Source organism: Streptomyces galbus (genome assembly GCF_005280195.1).
Taxonomy (GTDB): domain Bacteria; phylum Actinomycetota; class Actinomycetes; order Streptomycetales; family Streptomycetaceae; genus Streptomyces; species Streptomyces galbus.
The window spans coordinates 86,028-100,934 of sequence record NZ_SZPR01000007.1; the positions used below are offsets into that span (position 1 = coordinate 86,028).

The 14,907-nt window shown below is 74.1% G+C and carries 14 protein-coding genes; 5 read left to right on the forward strand and 9 right to left on the reverse strand.

The genetic code is table 11. The features are described 5' to 3' along the window. Positions 1 to 65 precede the first annotated feature (65 nt). From E4U92_RS03820 to E4U92_RS03830, 3 genes are all read right to left on the reverse strand, one after another. Positions 66 to 1,712, reverse strand: coding sequence for a phospho-sugar mutase (locus E4U92_RS03820; protein ID WP_137298806.1), 1,647 nt, complete (start codon positions 1,710 to 1,712; stop codon positions 66 to 68). Positions 1,713 to 1,810: 98 nt separating this feature from the next. Next, positions 1,811 to 2,635 carry a purine-nucleoside phosphorylase gene (locus E4U92_RS03825; RefSeq protein WP_137298807.1) on the reverse strand — a complete coding sequence of 275 codons (825 nt, stop codon included), beginning with the start codon at positions 2,633 to 2,635 and terminating at the stop codon, positions 1,811 to 1,813. Between the two features lie 122 nt (positions 2,636 to 2,757). After that, entirely contained in the window at positions 2,758 to 3,195 is a 438-nt protein-coding gene (locus E4U92_RS03830; protein ID WP_137298808.1) for a gamma-glutamylcyclotransferase family protein, read from the reverse strand. A gap of 103 nt (positions 3,196 to 3,298) precedes the next feature. Between E4U92_RS03830 and E4U92_RS03835 the strand changes: the two genes are divergently transcribed. Together E4U92_RS03835 and E4U92_RS03840 are read left to right on the forward strand one after the other, a co-directional pair. After that, entirely contained in the window at positions 3,299 to 4,747 is a 1,449-nt protein-coding gene (locus tag E4U92_RS03835) for an NAD(P)H-quinone dehydrogenase (protein ID WP_137298809.1), read from the forward strand. Positions 4,748 to 4,925: 178 nt separating this feature from the next. Further along, positions 4,926 to 5,894 carry a DeoR/GlpR family DNA-binding transcription regulator gene (locus tag E4U92_RS03840; RefSeq protein WP_137298810.1) on the forward strand — a complete coding sequence of 323 codons (969 nt, stop codon included), beginning with the start codon at positions 4,926 to 4,928 and terminating at the stop codon, positions 5,892 to 5,894. Positions 5,895 to 5,997: 103 nt separating this feature from the next. Here the strand turns inward: E4U92_RS03840 and E4U92_RS03845 are convergent, their stop codons facing one another. After that, a complete protein-coding gene (locus tag E4U92_RS03845; protein WP_137298811.1) occupies positions 5,998 to 7,773 on the reverse strand; it encodes an acetyl/propionyl/methylcrotonyl-CoA carboxylase subunit alpha in 1,776 nt (591 codons plus the stop codon). A 392-nt stretch (positions 7,774 to 8,165) separates the two neighbouring features. On the opposite strand from E4U92_RS03845, the gene E4U92_RS03850 reads away from it, so the two are divergent. Then, a complete protein-coding gene (locus E4U92_RS03850) occupies positions 8,166 to 8,675 on the forward strand; it encodes a hypothetical protein (RefSeq protein WP_137298812.1) in 510 nt (169 codons plus the stop codon). Here the strand turns inward: E4U92_RS03850 and E4U92_RS03855 are convergent. The 4 genes from E4U92_RS03855 to E4U92_RS03865 form a co-directional block, all read right to left on the reverse strand. After that, complete coding sequence (locus E4U92_RS03855) at positions 8,644 to 9,264, reverse strand: nucleoside triphosphate pyrophosphatase (protein ID WP_137298813.1); 621 nt, start codon at positions 9,262 to 9,264, stop codon at positions 8,644 to 8,646. The two genes, E4U92_RS03850 and E4U92_RS03855, sit on opposite strands and share 32 nt — an antisense overlap. Positions 9,265 to 9,296: 32 nt before the next feature. Further along, complete coding sequence (gene mmpB / locus E4U92_RS36990; protein ID WP_268253539.1) at positions 9,297 to 9,425, reverse strand: morphogenic membrane protein MmpB; 129 nt, start codon at positions 9,423 to 9,425, stop codon at positions 9,297 to 9,299. Positions 9,426 to 9,505: 80 nt separating this feature from the next. After that, entirely contained in the window at positions 9,506 to 9,715 is a 210-nt protein-coding gene (locus E4U92_RS03860) for an acyl-CoA carboxylase subunit epsilon (RefSeq protein ID WP_067239946.1), read from the reverse strand. 9 nt (positions 9,716 to 9,724) lie between these two features. Further along, complete coding sequence (locus E4U92_RS03865) at positions 9,725 to 11,338, reverse strand: acyl-CoA carboxylase subunit beta (RefSeq protein ID WP_137298814.1); 1,614 nt, start codon at positions 11,336 to 11,338, stop codon at positions 9,725 to 9,727. A 110-nt stretch (positions 11,339 to 11,448) separates the two neighbouring features. Here E4U92_RS03865 and E4U92_RS03870 point away from each other — a divergent pair, with 110 nt between their 5' ends. Together E4U92_RS03870 and E4U92_RS03875 are read left to right on the forward strand one after the other, a co-directional pair. Further along, complete coding sequence (locus E4U92_RS03870; RefSeq protein ID WP_137298815.1) at positions 11,449 to 12,315, forward strand: biotin--[acetyl-CoA-carboxylase] ligase; 867 nt, start codon at positions 11,449 to 11,451, stop codon at positions 12,313 to 12,315. Between the two features lie 332 nt (positions 12,316 to 12,647). Then, positions 12,648 to 13,754, forward strand: coding sequence for an adenylate/guanylate cyclase domain-containing protein (locus E4U92_RS03875; RefSeq protein ID WP_137298816.1), 1,107 nt, complete (start codon positions 12,648 to 12,650; stop codon positions 13,752 to 13,754). On the opposite strand, the gene E4U92_RS36480 is transcribed toward E4U92_RS03875, so the two are convergent. Then, the gene (locus E4U92_RS36480; protein WP_229863123.1) at positions 13,729 to 14,805 is read right to left on the reverse strand and encodes a hypothetical protein; all 1,077 of its coding nucleotides are present in this window, start codon (positions 14,803 to 14,805) and stop codon (positions 13,729 to 13,731) included. The two genes, E4U92_RS03875 and E4U92_RS36480, sit on opposite strands and share 26 nt — an antisense overlap. Between the last annotated feature and the right edge of the window lie 102 nt (positions 14,806 to 14,907).

The following is a 14,907-nucleotide window of genomic DNA, read 5'->3' on the forward strand; positions in this document are numbered from 1 at the left end:
CCGGGCGCGAGCCCCTCGCCGGGTTCACGGGTCCACGGGCCCCGCCCGGAAGCGGGGTCCCGGTCTCAGATGCCGGCCGCCGCCGACAGGTCCCGCTTGATCGCCGTGAGGAGGCCGGCCGCCGTGGCCCGGGCCGCCGGGAGGCCGGCGTGGCCGTCGACCGGCACGACCACCTCCAGGTAGCACTTCAGCTTGGGCTCGGTGCCGCTGGGGCGGACCACGACCCGGGCGCCGTCGAGCGTGTAGCGCAGGCCGTCGGTCGGCGGCAGCGACTCCGTGCCGCGGCTCAGGTCCTCGGCGCGGGTGACGGGCAGGCCCGCCAGCTCCGCCGGCGGGTGCTCGCGCAGCCGGCGCATGGCGTCGGCGATGACCGACAGGTCCTGCACCCGCACCGAGAGCTGGTCGGTGGCGTGCAGCCCGTGCTCGACGGCGAGGTCGTCCAGCAGGTCCACGAGGGTGCGGCCCTCGGCCTTGAGGACGGAGGCGAGCTCGGTGACGAGCAGGGCCGCGGTGATGCCGTCCTTGTCGCGCACGCCCTCCGGGTCCACGCAGTAGCCGAGCGCCTCCTCGTAGCCGTAGCGCAGGCCGTCGACGCGGGCGATCCACTTGAAGCCCGTCAGGGTCTCCTCGAAGGGCAGGCCCGCCTTCTCGGCGATCCGGCCGAGCAGGGAGGAGGAGACGATCGACTCGGCGAAGGTGCCGCGCGCGCCGCGGGCCACCAGGTGCGCGCCGAGCAGCGCGCCCACCTCGTCGCCGCGCAGCATGCGCCAGGCGCCGCCGTCCTGGACGGCCACCGCGCAGCGGTCGGCGTCCGGGTCGTTGGCGATCACCAGGTCGGGGCCGGTCTCCCGCGCCGTGGCGAAGGCGAGGTCCATCGCGCCGGGCTCCTCCGGGTTGGGGAAGGCCACGGTCGGGAACAGCGGGTCGGGCTCGGCCTGCTCGGCGACCAGCACGGGCGCGGGGAAGCCGGCCCGGGCGAACGCGGCGAGCAGGACGTCCTTGCCGACGCCGTGCATCGCCGTGTAGACGGTGCGGGCGGTGCGCGGCGAGCCGGGCGACAGCACGGCGTCGGTGCGCGCGAGGTACGCCTCCAGCACGGAGTCGTCCAGCGTCTGCCAGCCCCCGTCGGGGCGCGGCACGTCGGCGAGCGCGGCGACCGCGTCGATCTCCGCGGCGATGCCGGCGTCGGCGGGCGGGACGATCTGGGAGCCGTCGCCCAGGTAGACCTTGTAGCCGTTGTCGCGCGGCGGGTTGTGGCTGGCGGTGACCTCCACGCCGGCGACCGCGCCGAGGTGCCGTATGGCGAACGCGAGCACCGGGGTCGGCAGCGGGCGGGGCAGGACGGCCGCGCGCAGGCCCGCGCCGGTCATCACGGCGGCGGTGTCCCGGGCGAAGTCCGCCGACTTGTGGCGGGCGTCGTAGCCGATGACGACCAGACCGGCGTCGGCGCCGCCGTGCGGGGTGCCGTTCTTCTTCAGGTACGCGGCCAGGCCGGCGGCGGCGCGGATGACGACCGAGCGGTTCATGCGCATCGGGCCGGCGCCCAGCTCGCCGCGCAGCCCGGCGGTGCCGAACTGCAGGGTGCCGCCGAAGCGGACGGCGAGTTCGGCGGTGTCACCGGAGGCGAGGAGGGCGGCCAGCTCGTCGCGGGTCTCGGGGTCCGGGTCCTCGGCCAGCCACGCCCGGGCCCGGGCGGTCAGGTCGTCGTGCACGTCGGGTCAGCCTCTCGTGTGGGTGCGGTGGGCCGTCGGGGCCCGTCGTTCGGACCGTCCCGGTGCCAGGGGGCCGGCCGGGCCCCCTGACGCCGGGGCTACAGGCGGCCGAGGAGCTGGGCCAGCAGGGAGCCCATGCGGGTGGCGCTGTCGCGGCCCGCCTGGAGGACCTCCTCGTGGTTCAGCGGCTCGCCGGTCATCCCGGCGGCGAGGTTGGTCACCAGCGAGATGCCCAGCACCTCGGCCCCGGCCTCCCGCGCCGCGATGGCCTCGAGCACCGTCGACATGCCGACCAGGTCCGCGCCGATGACCCGCGCCATCCGGATCTCCGCCGGCGTCTCGTAGTGCGGGCCGGGGAACTGGGCGTACACGCCCTCCTCCAGCGTCGGGTCGATCTCCTTGCACAGCGCCCGCAGCCGCGGCGAGTACAGGTCGGTCAGGTCCACGAAGTTCGCGCCGACGATCGGCGAGGTCGCCGTCAGGTTGATGTGGTCGCTGATCAGGACCGGCTGCCCGGGACGCATGCCCTCGCGCAGACCGCCGCAGCCGTTGGTCAGCACGATCGTCTTGCAGCCGGCCGACACCGCGGTGCGCACCCCGTGCGCGACCGCCGCGACGCCCCGGCCCTCGTAGAAGTGCGTGCGGCCGAGGAAGACCAGCGCCCGCTTGTCGCCGATGCGGTACGAGCGGATCTTGCCGCCGTGACCCTCGACCGCCGGCGGCGGGAAGCCGGGCAGCTCGGTGACCTGGAGCTCGGCGTCGGGGGCGCCCAGGGCGTCCACCGCCGGGGCCCAGCCGGAGCCCATCACGAGGGCGACGTCGTGGGTCTCGGCGCCCGTCAGTTCGCGCAGGCGCGCGGCGGCGGCGTCGGCGGCCGCGAGGGGGTCGCCCTGGATGTCGTCCGGGAGAAGAGATGCGTTCACGCCGATGAGGGTAGCCGGTCCCGGCCTACGCGCGTAGATGACAGAGCGCACGGGACGGCGATCGTTGTCTTGTCGTTTCCAACGAGCCCGCCGGACCCCTCCCGGCGGACGGCCGACGGACGTCAGCAGGGGCGCTTGCGCAGCTCCGTCACGTAGTCGTACGGCGCTCCCGCCGACTCCGCCGCGTCGGCGAGCTCCCCGAGGTAGCGGGCCGACGGCAGGCCGCCCTCGTAGCCGTCGAGGACGTACGCCCACGCGTTCTCCTCGCCGTCCAGGGTGTGCGCCCGCACCCGGACCCGGCGGTATATCCCGAGGCCGACGCCCTCCCAGCGGTCCAGCGACTCCTCGTCCATCGGGGCGATGTCGTACAGCGCCACGAAGACCTGGGACACCGGGTCCTCGACGAGCGTCGCCAGCGCGCCCTCCCAGCCCATGTGCTCGCCGCCGAAGGTGAGCCGCCAGCCGCTCAGCCAGCCGGTGGCGCGCAGCGGCGAGTGCGGGGCGCGGCGCGTCATCAGCCGGGCGTCGAGATTGCCGGCGTACGCGGCGTAGAGCGACATGCGACGAGGGTACGGCAGGGGTCCGCGCGCCACCCGTGCCCCAGGGGCACCGGGTGCCCCTCCCGGCGCCCCCGGGCGGAAGCACCTTGAAGCGTGCGGGACAATGGGGTACGTGACTCGGATCGTGATCATCGGTGGCGGACCCGGCGGCTACGAAGCGGCGCTGGTGGCCGCGCAGCTCGGCGCGGAGGTGACCGTCGTGGACTGCGACGGTCTGGGCGGGGCGTCGGTGCTGACCGACTGCGTGCCGTCGAAGACCCTGATCGCCACGGCCGAGGTGATGACCACCTTCGACTCCTCCTACGAGGAGCTGGGCATCATCGTCGCCGACGACACCCCGCCGCTGGAGCAGGCGGCCCGGGTGGTCGGCGTGGACCTGGGCAAGGTCAACCGCCGGGTGAAGCGCCTCGCGCTCGCCCAGTCGCACGACATCACCGCCTCCGTCACCCGCGCCGGCGCCCGGGTGCTGCGCGGCCGGGGCCGGCTGGAGGGCATGCAGGCCCTCGACGGCTCCCGCAAGGTCGTCGTCACCGCCGCCGACGGCACCGAGGAGACCCTCACCGCCGACGCCGTGCTGCTCGCCACCGGCGGACACCCGCGCGAGCTGCCCGACGCCCAGCCGGACGGCGAGCGCATCCTCAACTGGACCCAGGTCTACGACCTCACCGAGCTGCCCGACGAGCTGATCGTGGTCGGCTCCGGCGTGACCGGCGCCGAGTTCGCCGGCGCCTACCAGGCCCTCGGCTCCAAGGTCACCCTGGTCTCCTCCCGCGACCGCGTGCTGCCCGGCGAGGACCCGGACGCCGCCGCCGTCCTGGAGGACGTCTTCCGTCGCCGCGGCATGAACGTCATGGCCCGCTCCCGCGCGCAGTCCGCCAAGCGCGTCGGGGACCGGGTGGAGGTCACCCTCGCCGACGGCCGGGTCATCACCGGCAGCCACTGCCTGATGGCCGTCGGCGCCATCCCGAACAGCGAGGGGCTGGGCCTGGAGGAGGCCGGCGTCAAGGTGCGCGAGTCGGGCCACATCTGGACCGACAAGGTCTCCCGCACGACCGCGCCCGGCGTGTACGCCGCCGGCGACGTGACCGGGGTCTTCGCCCTCGCGTCCGTCGCCGCCATGCAGGGCCGCATCGCCATGTACCACTTCCTCGGCGACGCGGTGGCCCCGCTGAACCTGAAGACGGTCTCCTCGAACGTCTTCACCGACCCCGAGATCGCCACCGTGGGCTACACCCAGGCCGACGTGGACGGCGGCAAGATCGACGCCCGGGTGGTCAAGCTGCCGCTGCTGCGCAATCCGCGCGCCAAGATGCAGGGCATCCGCGACGGCTTCGTCAAGATCTTCTGCCGTCCGGGCACCGGCATCGTGGTCGGCGGCGTGGTCGTGGCGCCCCGCGCCTCGGAACTGATCCACCCCATCTCGATCGCCGTCGACAACAACCTGACGGTCGAACAGATCGCGAACGCCTTCACCGTGTACCCGTCCCTTTCGGGCTCGATCGCGGAAGTGGCACGGCAGTTGCACACCCGGAAGACGGCCGGCGAGGTCTGACCGGGACACCGGCTCCCCCGCAGGTCGGCGGGGGCCGGCGAGGACGCGCGGGGCCCGGGAGAGGGACGACAGGGGTGATTCGACCCCTATACCACTTCCCGCCCCACCGTGCGAACAACTTCTGTTATTCGGCGCAAAGAGCTGAAAGCAGACGGTCGCCCGCGTTACTGTCAGTTTCGTGTTCGCTGCAGAACGTCGTCAATTGATCCTCGAAATGGTGCGCGCGAACGGGGCGGTATCGCTCCGGGAGCTCGCCCGCGTCGTCCAGACCTCCGAAGTGACCGTACGGCGGGACGTGCGCGCACTGGAGGCAGAAGGACTCCTCGACCGCCGGCACGGCGGTGCGGTACTGCCGGGCGGGTTCTCGCGGGAGTCCGGCTTTCCGCAGAAGTCCCATCTCGCGACCGCCGAGAAGACGGCCATCGCCGACCTCGCCGCCACCTTCGTCGAAGAGGGCGAGGCCATCGTGGTCGGGGCGGGGACCACCACCCAGGAACTCGCGCGCCGGCTGGCCCGCGTCCCCGGGCTGACCGTCGTCACCAACTCGCTGCTGGTGGCCCAGGCCCTGGCCCACGCCAACCGCGTCGAGGTCGTGATGACCGGCGGCACCCTGCGCGGCTCCAACTACGCCCTCGTCGGCAGCGGGGCCGAGCAGTCCCTGCAGGGGCTGCGGGTGTCCCGCGCCTTCCTCTCCGGCAGCGGGCTGACCGCCGAGCGCGGCCTGTCCACGTCCAACATGCTCTCCGCCTCGGTGGACCGCGCCCTCGTGCAGGCCGCCGCGGAGGTCGTGGTCCTCGCCGACCACACCAAGCTGGGCACCGACACCATGTTCCAGACCGTGCCGACGGACCTCATCACCCGCCTGGTGACGGACGAGCCCCCGGCGCACGACGACCGGGCCCAGACCGAGCTGCAGGCTCTGGCCGACCAGGGTGTCCAGATCGCCGTGGCGGGGGCGACCCCGTCGGGAAACGGCAGCCCGGGCGGTGACGGCGGCCCGGCGACCCGCCGGCACCGCCAGGACGTGCCCCTGCCCGCGCCGCGGCGCGGCCCGGGGCTCCGCGCGGCCACCGCCCTGGGCGACCGGGACCGCGACCAGCCGGCCCCCCAGGAACGGGCCCGCGTCGCGGACATGCGCCGCCGCTGACCCCGCCGGGGACGCGCCGGACGTCCGGTCGGCACCCCCGAACGCGCGGTTCCCCGCGCCCTGGTGAGGACGCGGGGAACCGTGGACGGCGTGCGCGGGCGGGTCAGTCCGCGATGTCGCAGATCGCCGCGCCCGAGGTGACCGAGGCGCCGATCTCGGCGCTGAGGCCCTTGATGGTGCCGCTCTTGTGGGCGTTGAGGGGCTGCTCCATCTTCATGGCCTCCAGGACGACGACGAGGTCGCCTTCCTTGACCTCCTGGCCCTCCTCGACGGCCACCTTGACGATGGTGCCCTGCATGGGGGAGGCGAGGGTGTCGCCGGAGGCGACGGGGCCGGACTTCTTCGCCGCGCGGCGCTTGGGCTTGGCCCCGGCCGCCAGACCCGTGCGGGCCAGGCTCATGCCCAGGGAGGAGGGCAGGGAGACCTCCAGGCGCTTGCCGCCGACCTCGACGACGACCGTCTCACGGCCGGCCCCCTCCTCGTCCGCCTCGGCGTCGGCCGGCGCGGTGAAGGGCTTGATGTCGTTGACGAACTCGGTCTCGATCCACCGGGTGTGCACCGTGAACGGGTCCTGGGAACCGGTCAGTTCCGGCGCGAACGCCGGGTCGCGCACCACCGTGCGGTGGAACGGGATGGCGGTGGCCATGCCCTCGACCTGGAACTCGTCCAGCGCGCGGGCCGCCCGCTCCAGGGCCTCCTTGCGGGTGCGGCCGCTGACGATCAGCTTGGCCAGCAGGGAGTCCCAGGCCGGGCCGATGACCGAGCCGGACTCCACGCCCGCGTCCAGGCGCACGCCCGGGCCGGACGGGGCCTCGAACCGGGTCACCGTGCCGGGGGCCGGCAGGAAGTTGCGGCCCGGGTCCTCGCCGTTGATGCGGAACTCGAAGGAGTGGCCGCGCAGTTCGGGGTCGCCGTAGCCGAGCTCCTCGCCGTCGGCGATGCGGAACATCTCGCGCACCAGGTCGATGCCCGCGACCTCCTCGGTCACCGGGTGCTCGACCTGCAGGCGGGTGTTGACCTCCAGGAAGGAGATCGTGCCGTCCTGGCCGACGAGGAACTCGCAGGTGCCCGCGCCCTCGTAGCGGGCCTCCTTCAGGATCGCCTTGGACGCGCGGTACAGCTCCGCGACCTGGGCCTCGCTCAGGAACGGCGCGGGCGCCTCCTCGACGAGTTTTTGGTGGCGGCGCTGCAGCGAGCAGTCACGGGTGGAGACGACGACCACGTTGCCGTGCTTGTCGGCCAGGCACTGGGTCTCCACGTGCCGGGGGCGGTCCAGGTAGCGCTCCACGAAGCACTCGCCGCGGCCGAACGCGGCCACCGCCTCGCGCACCGCGGAGTCGTACAGCTCCGGGACCTCCTCCAGGGTGCGGGCGACCTTCAGGCCGCGGCCGCCGCCGCCGAAGGCGGCCTTGATCGCGATGGGCAGGCCGTGCTCCTTGGCGAAGGCGACGACCTCGTCCGCGCCGGAGACCGGGTCGGGGGTGCCGGCGACCAGGGGCGCGCCGGCGCGCTGGGCGATGTGCCGGGCGGCGACCTTGTCGCCGAGGTCGCGGATGGCCTGCGGGGGCGGGCCGATCCAGATCAGGCCCGCGTCCAGTACCGCCTGGGCGAACTCGGCGTTCTCCGACAGGAAGCCGTAGCCCGGATGGACGGCGTCCGCGCCGGATTCCCGGGCGGCGTCCAGGATCTTGTCGATCACCAGATAGCTGGTCGCGGGAGTGTCACCGCCCAGGGCGAACGCCTCATCCGCGGCGCGGACATGCAGAGCGTCCCGGTCCGGGTCGGCGTAGACGGCCACGCTCGCGATACCGGCATCCCGGCAGGCCCGGGCCACGCGGACTGCGATTTCGCCACGGTTGGCGATGAGCACCTTGCGCACGATTGAGGCTCCCTCCTTGAAACAAGCCGAGTTTAGGGACTGCCGACACGGCACTACGAGTCGTCCCCAAAGGTGAGCTTGCCCACACGGAGCGTGATGCGAGGCTCGCTCGACCCCCGAAATCCCTTGTAGTACGGCGATACGCAGGACTCCTCGGGGAAACCCTAGCCTCCCCATGTGGCCAAGGTCTCTGTAAGAGCGTGCTGCGGCCCACTCTGTTTCTTTGTGGAGTCCCTACGAATGGCCCAATGATTCTTTGCCCGCGCCGCAAGTCTTGTCCCCCGGTTTACCCGTTAGTAGCGTTCACGCTGTCTCGAACGTACTTGAGGTAACAGGAGTCCTGCTCGAAGGGCGCCGGAGGGCGCGAACGGCTCGGAAGTGGGTGGGGACCGGTGGTGCGCAGGCCGGTGGCGTGGATCGTGGCGGTCGTCCTCCTGGTGGAGGCGCTCGGCATCGCCGCGGTGAACTGGTTCCTCGGGGTCGTCGTCGACCGCCAGGACATGTCCCTGGCCGGCCTCGACCCGGACACCATGTCGACGTCGTCCAAGATCGGCGGCGTGGTCTTCGGCCTCTACTTCGCCGCCTGCGGGCTGGTCGCCCTGCTCGTCGCGGTCCGCGACCGCCCGCCGGCCGGCCTCGGGCGTGTCCTGCTGGTCAGCGCCGCCGTGGTGCACGCCCTGCTCGGCGCCTTCGCCTGGGGCCTGATGGGCTGGCCGGCGTTCCTGTACATGGTCGTCGTGCTCGCCCTCATCGTGCTGCTCCTGATGACGTACGACCGCCCGGCGGCCGGCCCGGCCCGGGGCGGCCCCACGGCGCCCCAGGACGCGCCCACGGGCCCCGAGGAGCCCCGGGGCGACGGCGGCTCCCCGGTCAGTCCTCCGCCGGCGCCCACAACTCCGTGATGCCGGTGCCGAGCTGCGCGAGCAGCCTGCGCAGCAGGGGCAGGCTGAGCCCGATCACGTTGCCGTGGTCGCCGTCGATGCGGTCGACGAACGGCGCCGAACGGCCGTCGAGCGTGAACGCCCCTGCGACGTGGAGGGGTTCGCCCGAGGCGACGTAGGCGGCGATCTCCTCGTCCGTCGGGTCGCCGAAGTGCACGACCGTGGACGCGGTGGCGGAGGCGTACCGTCCGCTCGCCGTGTCGTAGACGCAGTGCCCCGTCTGCAGGGTGCCCGCGCGGCCGCGCATCGCCTTCCAGCGGGCGGTCGCCTCCTCGGCGTCGGCGGGCTTGCCGAGCGCCCGGCCGTCCAGGTCCAGCACCGAGTCGCAGCCGATCACCAGCGCGCCCTTCACGTCCGGGCGGGCGGCCACGACGGACGCCTTCGCCTCGGCCAGGGCCAGGGCCAGCTCGGCCGGCGTGGGAGCGCTGACGGCGTCCTCGTCGACCCCGCTGACGATCACCTCGGGAGCGAAACCGGCCTGGCGCAGCAGGCCCAGCCGGGCGGGGGACTGGGAGGCGAGCACGAGTCGCCTGCGGTGCATCTCGGTCATGCGATCAGGTTAGTCAGGGTCGGCCGTCCGGCTCACCTGAGGCCGATCACGATCATGACCAGGAACATGGCCAGGGCCATGAGGAAACCGAGCCGCCGAAGCATGTCCTGCGTGTCGCGCAGTTCCTTCGGCGGCTCGTCGTCGCGGTCTTGCCACAGCATCCCCCCAGCGTGCCCCCTCCGGGCGGGGCCGCGCCTGAGTACGCGTACTCAACTCGCCGGGGGAGCCGGGCGGGCCTCGCCTAGCCCGGCCAGTAGGTGCGGCTCCAGGACGTGGGGCCGGGGCGGGGCACCCGGCGGTGGGCGATGCGGGACGGGTCGGACCACGCGGCCCGCGGGGGTTCGGCGCCGCTCGGCTGTGCCGCGGCCGCGGCGGCGCGGGCCCGGACCACCGCCAGGGCGGCGGCGAGCTCCTCGGGGGTCGGGTTGCCCCGGACGACCTTGATGGTCACAGCGACTCCTTAGAGGGGGATGTTGCCGTGCTTCTTGGGGGGCAGGGACGCGCGCTTGGTGCGCAGCTGGCGCAGGCCGCGGACGACCTGGCGGCGCGTGTCGGACGGCATGATCACGGCGTCGACGTAGCCGCGCTCGGCCGCGACGTAGGGGTTGAGGAGGGTGTCCTCGTACTCCTGGATCAGCCGGGCCCGCACCGCCTCGACGTCCTCGCCGTTCGCCTCGGCCTCGGCGAGGGTGCGCCGGTGCAGGATGTTGACGGCGCCCTGGGCGCCCATGACGGCGATCTGGGCCGTGGGCCAGGCCAGGTTGAGGTCGGCGCCCAGGTGCTTGGAGCCCATCACGTCGTAGGCCCCGCCGAACGCCTTGCGGGTGATCACGGTGATCAGCGGGACGGTGGCCTCGGCGTAGGCGTAGATCAGCTTGGCGCCGCGGCGGATGATGCCGTCGTGCTCCTGGCCGACGCCGGGCAGGAAGCCGGGCACGTCGACGAAGGTCAGCACGGGGATGTTGAACGCGTCGCAGGTGCGCACGAACCGGGCGGCCTTCTCGGACGCGGTGATGTCCAGGCAGCCGGCGAACTGCATCGGCTGGTTGGCGACCACGCCGACCGGCTGGCCCTCCACCCGGCCGAAGCCGGTCAGGATGTTCGGCGCGAACAGCGGCTGGGTCTCGAAGAACTCGGCGTCGTCCAGGACGTGTTCGACCACCGTGTGCATGTCGTACGGCTGGTTCGCGCTGTCCGGCACGAGGGTGTCCAGCTCGCGGTCCTCGTCCGTGACCGAGAGGTCGGCCTCCTCGGGGAAGACCGGCGCCTCGGAGAGGTTGTTGGACGGCAGGTAGCTCAGGAGCTGCTTGACGTACTCGATGGCGTCCTTCTCGTCGCCCGCCATGTGGTGGGCGACGCCGGAGACCGCGTTGTGGGTGCGGGCGCCGCCCAGCTCCTCGAAGCCGACGTCCTCCCCGGTGACCGTCTTGATGACGTCGGGGCCGGTGATGAACATGTGGGACGTCTGGTCGACCATCACCGTGAAGTCGGTGATCGCGGGCGAGTACACCGCGCCGCCCGCGCACGGGCCGACGACCAGGCTGATCTGGGGGATCACGCCCGAGGCGTGGGTGTTGCGGCGGAAGATCTCGCCGTACGCGCCCAGCGAGGCCACGCCCTCCTGGATGCGGGCGCCGCCGGAGTCGTTGATGCCGATGACCGGGCAGCCGGTCTTCAGCGCGAAGTCCATCACCTTGACGATCTTCTGGCCGTAGACCTCGCCCAGCGCGCCGCCGAAGACGGTGAAGTCCTGCGAGAACACGGCGACCGGACGGCCGTCGACGGTGCCGTAGCCGGTGACCACGCCGTCGCCGTAGGGGCGGTTGTTCTCCAGGCCGAAGTGCGTGGAGCGGTGCTGGGCGAACTCGTCCAGCTCCACGAACGAACCCTCGTCCAGGAGGAGTTCGATGCGCTCACGGGCCGTCAGCTTGCCCTTGGCGTGCTGCTTCTCGACGGCGCGTGCGGAGCCGGCGTGCGTCGCCTCCTCGATCCGGCGCTGGAGGTCCGCGAGCTTGCCCGCGGTCGTGTGGATGTCGATCCCTTGGATCTCGTGACGCTCTTCCGGCTCGGACATCGGGATGCGGCTCCCTGCCTGCTCAAAAGGGGGGACGGTTACTCATCCGTAGCGTAGTGGGGGCCCTCCGGATCGGCAGTGCGGCGTTTACCACACCTAGGGTGGCTTGCATGACGCCGCGAGATGCAGCAGACGCGAACAGCAGCCGGTGGTCCGACCTCGGACGCCCGCCCCTCGGCGCGACGGCCCTGCGCCGGGGCCTGGTCCGCGAGGGCGGGCTCTGGTCCGGCATCGAGGTGGTCCAGCGCACCGGCTCCACCAACAGCGACCTGGTCGCACGGGTCGCGGACGGGACGGCGGCCGAGGGCGCGGTCCTGGTCGCCGAGGAGCAGACGGCGGGCCGGGGCCGCCTGGACCGCCGGTGGTCGGCGCCGGCCCGCTCGGGGCTGTTCTTCTCCGTGTACCTGCGCCCGGCCGAGGTGCCGGTGGCCCGCTGGGGCTGGCTGCCGCTGCTCACCGGGGTCGCCGTCGCGACGGGCCTGTCCCGGGCGGCCGGCGTCGACACGGCCCTGAAGTGGCCCAACGACCTGCTGGTGACCGTCGGCGACGAGGAGCGCAAGGCCGGCGGCATCCTCGCGGAGCGGGCCGGCCCCGACGGGGTGGTCGTCGGCGTCGGCGTGAACGTCTCCCTGCGCGCCGAGGAGCTGCCCGTGCCGCAGGCCGGCTCCCTCGCGCTGGCCGGAGCGGTCACCACGGACCGGGACCCGCTGCTGCGGGCGGTCCTGCGGTCCCTGGAGGACTGGTACGGGCGCTGGCGCGCGGCCGACGGCGACCCCGGCCCCAGCGGCGTGCAGGAGACGTACGCGGCGGGCTGCGCGACCCTGGGCCGGGTGGTGCGGGCCGAGCTGCCCGGGGACCGGTCGGTGGTCGGCGAGGCGATCGCGGTCGACGGCGACGGCCGCCTCGTCCTGGCGACGCCGGACGGCCTGCGGGAGCCGGTGGGCGCGGGCGACATCGTCCACCTGCGGCCGGCCTAGGGGGTGTCTCGTCGGTCAGGCCGGATCAGGGAGCGGCGTCTGGTGCCGTGCATCGCAAGGCGGAGGAGGGAGCCGATGCGGAGCATCGGGGACCGACGACAACGCGGCGAGGCGCGGTGCCGGACGCCGCGAGCCCGGCCTGATCGACGAGACACCCCCCCGGGGAGCAGGGAGAGTGGGACGCGGGCGGCCCTGAACGCGATCGCCGCCCGTTCCGTACCCGACAGCGGGCCACGGCCCCCGCTCCGGCTCTCGGAGTGAGCTGGCGCACACCTGCCGTAGAGTTGAGGCCGGTCGATACCTGACCGCGGTAGATCGGAAGGGCAGCAGGCGTGACCGTCGACGACACGGGCTCGGGCGCGGACGCGCAGCCCGGCGACGCGGGCGAGGACCCGCTCGCGCTGCGCCTCGAACAGCTCATCCTGGGCGCCGAGCGCCGCTACACGCCGTTCCAGGCCGCGCGCAGCGCCGGTGTCTCCATGGAGCTGGCGTCCCGCTTCTGGCGCGCCATGGGCTTCGCCGACATCGGCCAGGCCCGGGCCCTCACCGAGGCCGACGTCCTGGCCCTGCGCCGGCTCGCCGGCCTCGTCGAGGCGGGGCTGCTCAGCGAGGCCATGGCGGTCCAGGTGGCGCGGTCCACGGGGCAGACCACCGCCCGGTTGGCGGAATGGCAGATCGACTCGTTCCTGGAGGGCCTGACCGAGCCCCCCGAGCCGGGCATGACCCGCACCGAGGTGACGTACCCGATCGTCGAGCTGCTCCTGCCCGAGCTGGAGGAGTTCCTCGTCTACGTCTGGCGCCGCCAGCTCGCCGCCTCGGCCGGCCGGGTCGTGCAGACCGGCGACGACGAGGAGATGGTCGACCGGCGCCTCGCCGTCGGCTTCGCCGACCTCGTCGGGTTCACCCGGCTGACCCGCCGGATGGAGGAGGAGGAACTCGGCGAGCTGGTCGAGGCGTTCGAGACGACGGCCGCCGACCTCGTCGCCGCCCGCGGCGGGCGCCTGATCAAGACCCTCGGCGACGAGGTGCTCTACGCCGCCGACGACGCCGGCACCGCCGCAGAGATCGGCCTGCGGCTCATCGAGACGATGGCGAACGACGAGACGATGCCCGAGCTGCGCGTCGGCATGGCGTTCGGCACGGTCACCACGCGGATGGGCGACGTCTTCGGGACGACCGTGAACCTCGCCTCCCGGCTCACCTCGATAGCGCCCCGGGACGCCGTGCTGGTCGACAGCGCCTTCGCGGAGGAGCTGATCCGCACCGGGGAGGCGCCCACCTCGGAGGCCGAGGCGGCCGAGGAGGCGGCGGCCGCCGAGAAGGAGGGCGAGGAGCCGCCGACGTACCGCTTCGCGCTCCGGCCGATGTGGCAGCGCCCGGTGCGCGGCCTCGGCGTGGTCGAGCCCTGGCTGCTCAGCCGGCGGGACGACCCGGAGTAGCCGCGCCCGGCAGCAGCGGCGCGTCCAGCAGGTCCACGCACAGCCCGATGAGCGGCACGCACAAACCGGGCCCGCGGGGAGTGGGCGCGGGGGCGGGCGGCGCGCTGCTCGGCGGGGGCGCCGGGGCCGTGGTGGCCGGCGGCGCGGGCGGACGGGTGGTCGGGACGGGGCCGGGCGCGGACGGTGTCCGGTGCGGGGCGGGTGCCCCGGGGCGTGCCGCCGCGCTGCTCCTCGGGACCACGGTGACGGACGTCGGTGCGGCCGCCGCGCCCGGAACGGCGGGCGGGGTCACGCCGGCCGGCGGGGGCGTCGCCGAGGGGGCGGCGGTGGCCCGGGCGGCGACGGTGGCGGCGGCGTTGCCCGCGCGGTCGGGGCGGTCGGGGCCGGCGGTGGCACCGGAGCGGTGGTCGGTACGGGGCTCGGCCTCCGCGGTGCCGAGCCCGCCGACCCCGGACTCCGGGGCGAGCCGGACGAGACTCAGCACCGCGACGGCCACGAGCAGCCCGCCGACGGCGAGCAGGGACCTCCGGGGGCGCCGCCGCCGGTGCCGGCCACGGCCGGTGGAGGCGTCGGCCGGGGCGGGGGGTACGGGGGTGCGGGCCCGGCTTCGGGAGCCTGCCGCTGCCGCCGGTTCCCCCGGGGCGGGGGACGCCGGGGGCGTCGACGTGCCGCCGCCACCGCCGCTCCCGGCCGCGGGCGCCTGCGGCTCGCCCGGGCGGTCGGCGGTCGTCGCCTCCGGTGCCGGTGCCGGTGCCGGTGCCGGTGCTGATGCCGGTGCTGGTGCCGGTGGCTGCGGCTGGGACGGGGGCTGGTCGGCCGGTGCGGTGCCGTGCGGGGGTTCCTCGGCTGCGGCCGGGGCCGGGCCGTCGGCGGGGGCCGTCTCGTGCGGCGTGGTGCCCGCGGCTGCCGGGGGCGGGGCGACTGCCCCCAGCCGGGCCTCCGCCCCCGGCCCGGCGCCCCCGGTCCCTTCCGCCGTCGCCGTCGGGGGTGCCGTGGGCTGCGTCGTCGTGGTCGATGTCGTGGCCGTCGTTCTCGCCGGCGTGTTCGTCATCGCGTTCCCTCTCCGATGCCTTCGCGCCCCCGCGCCCCCCACGGGACCTGTGCGCCGTGGCGGACGCACGCTATGCGCTCGTGTGGGTGAACGGCCGGGCCT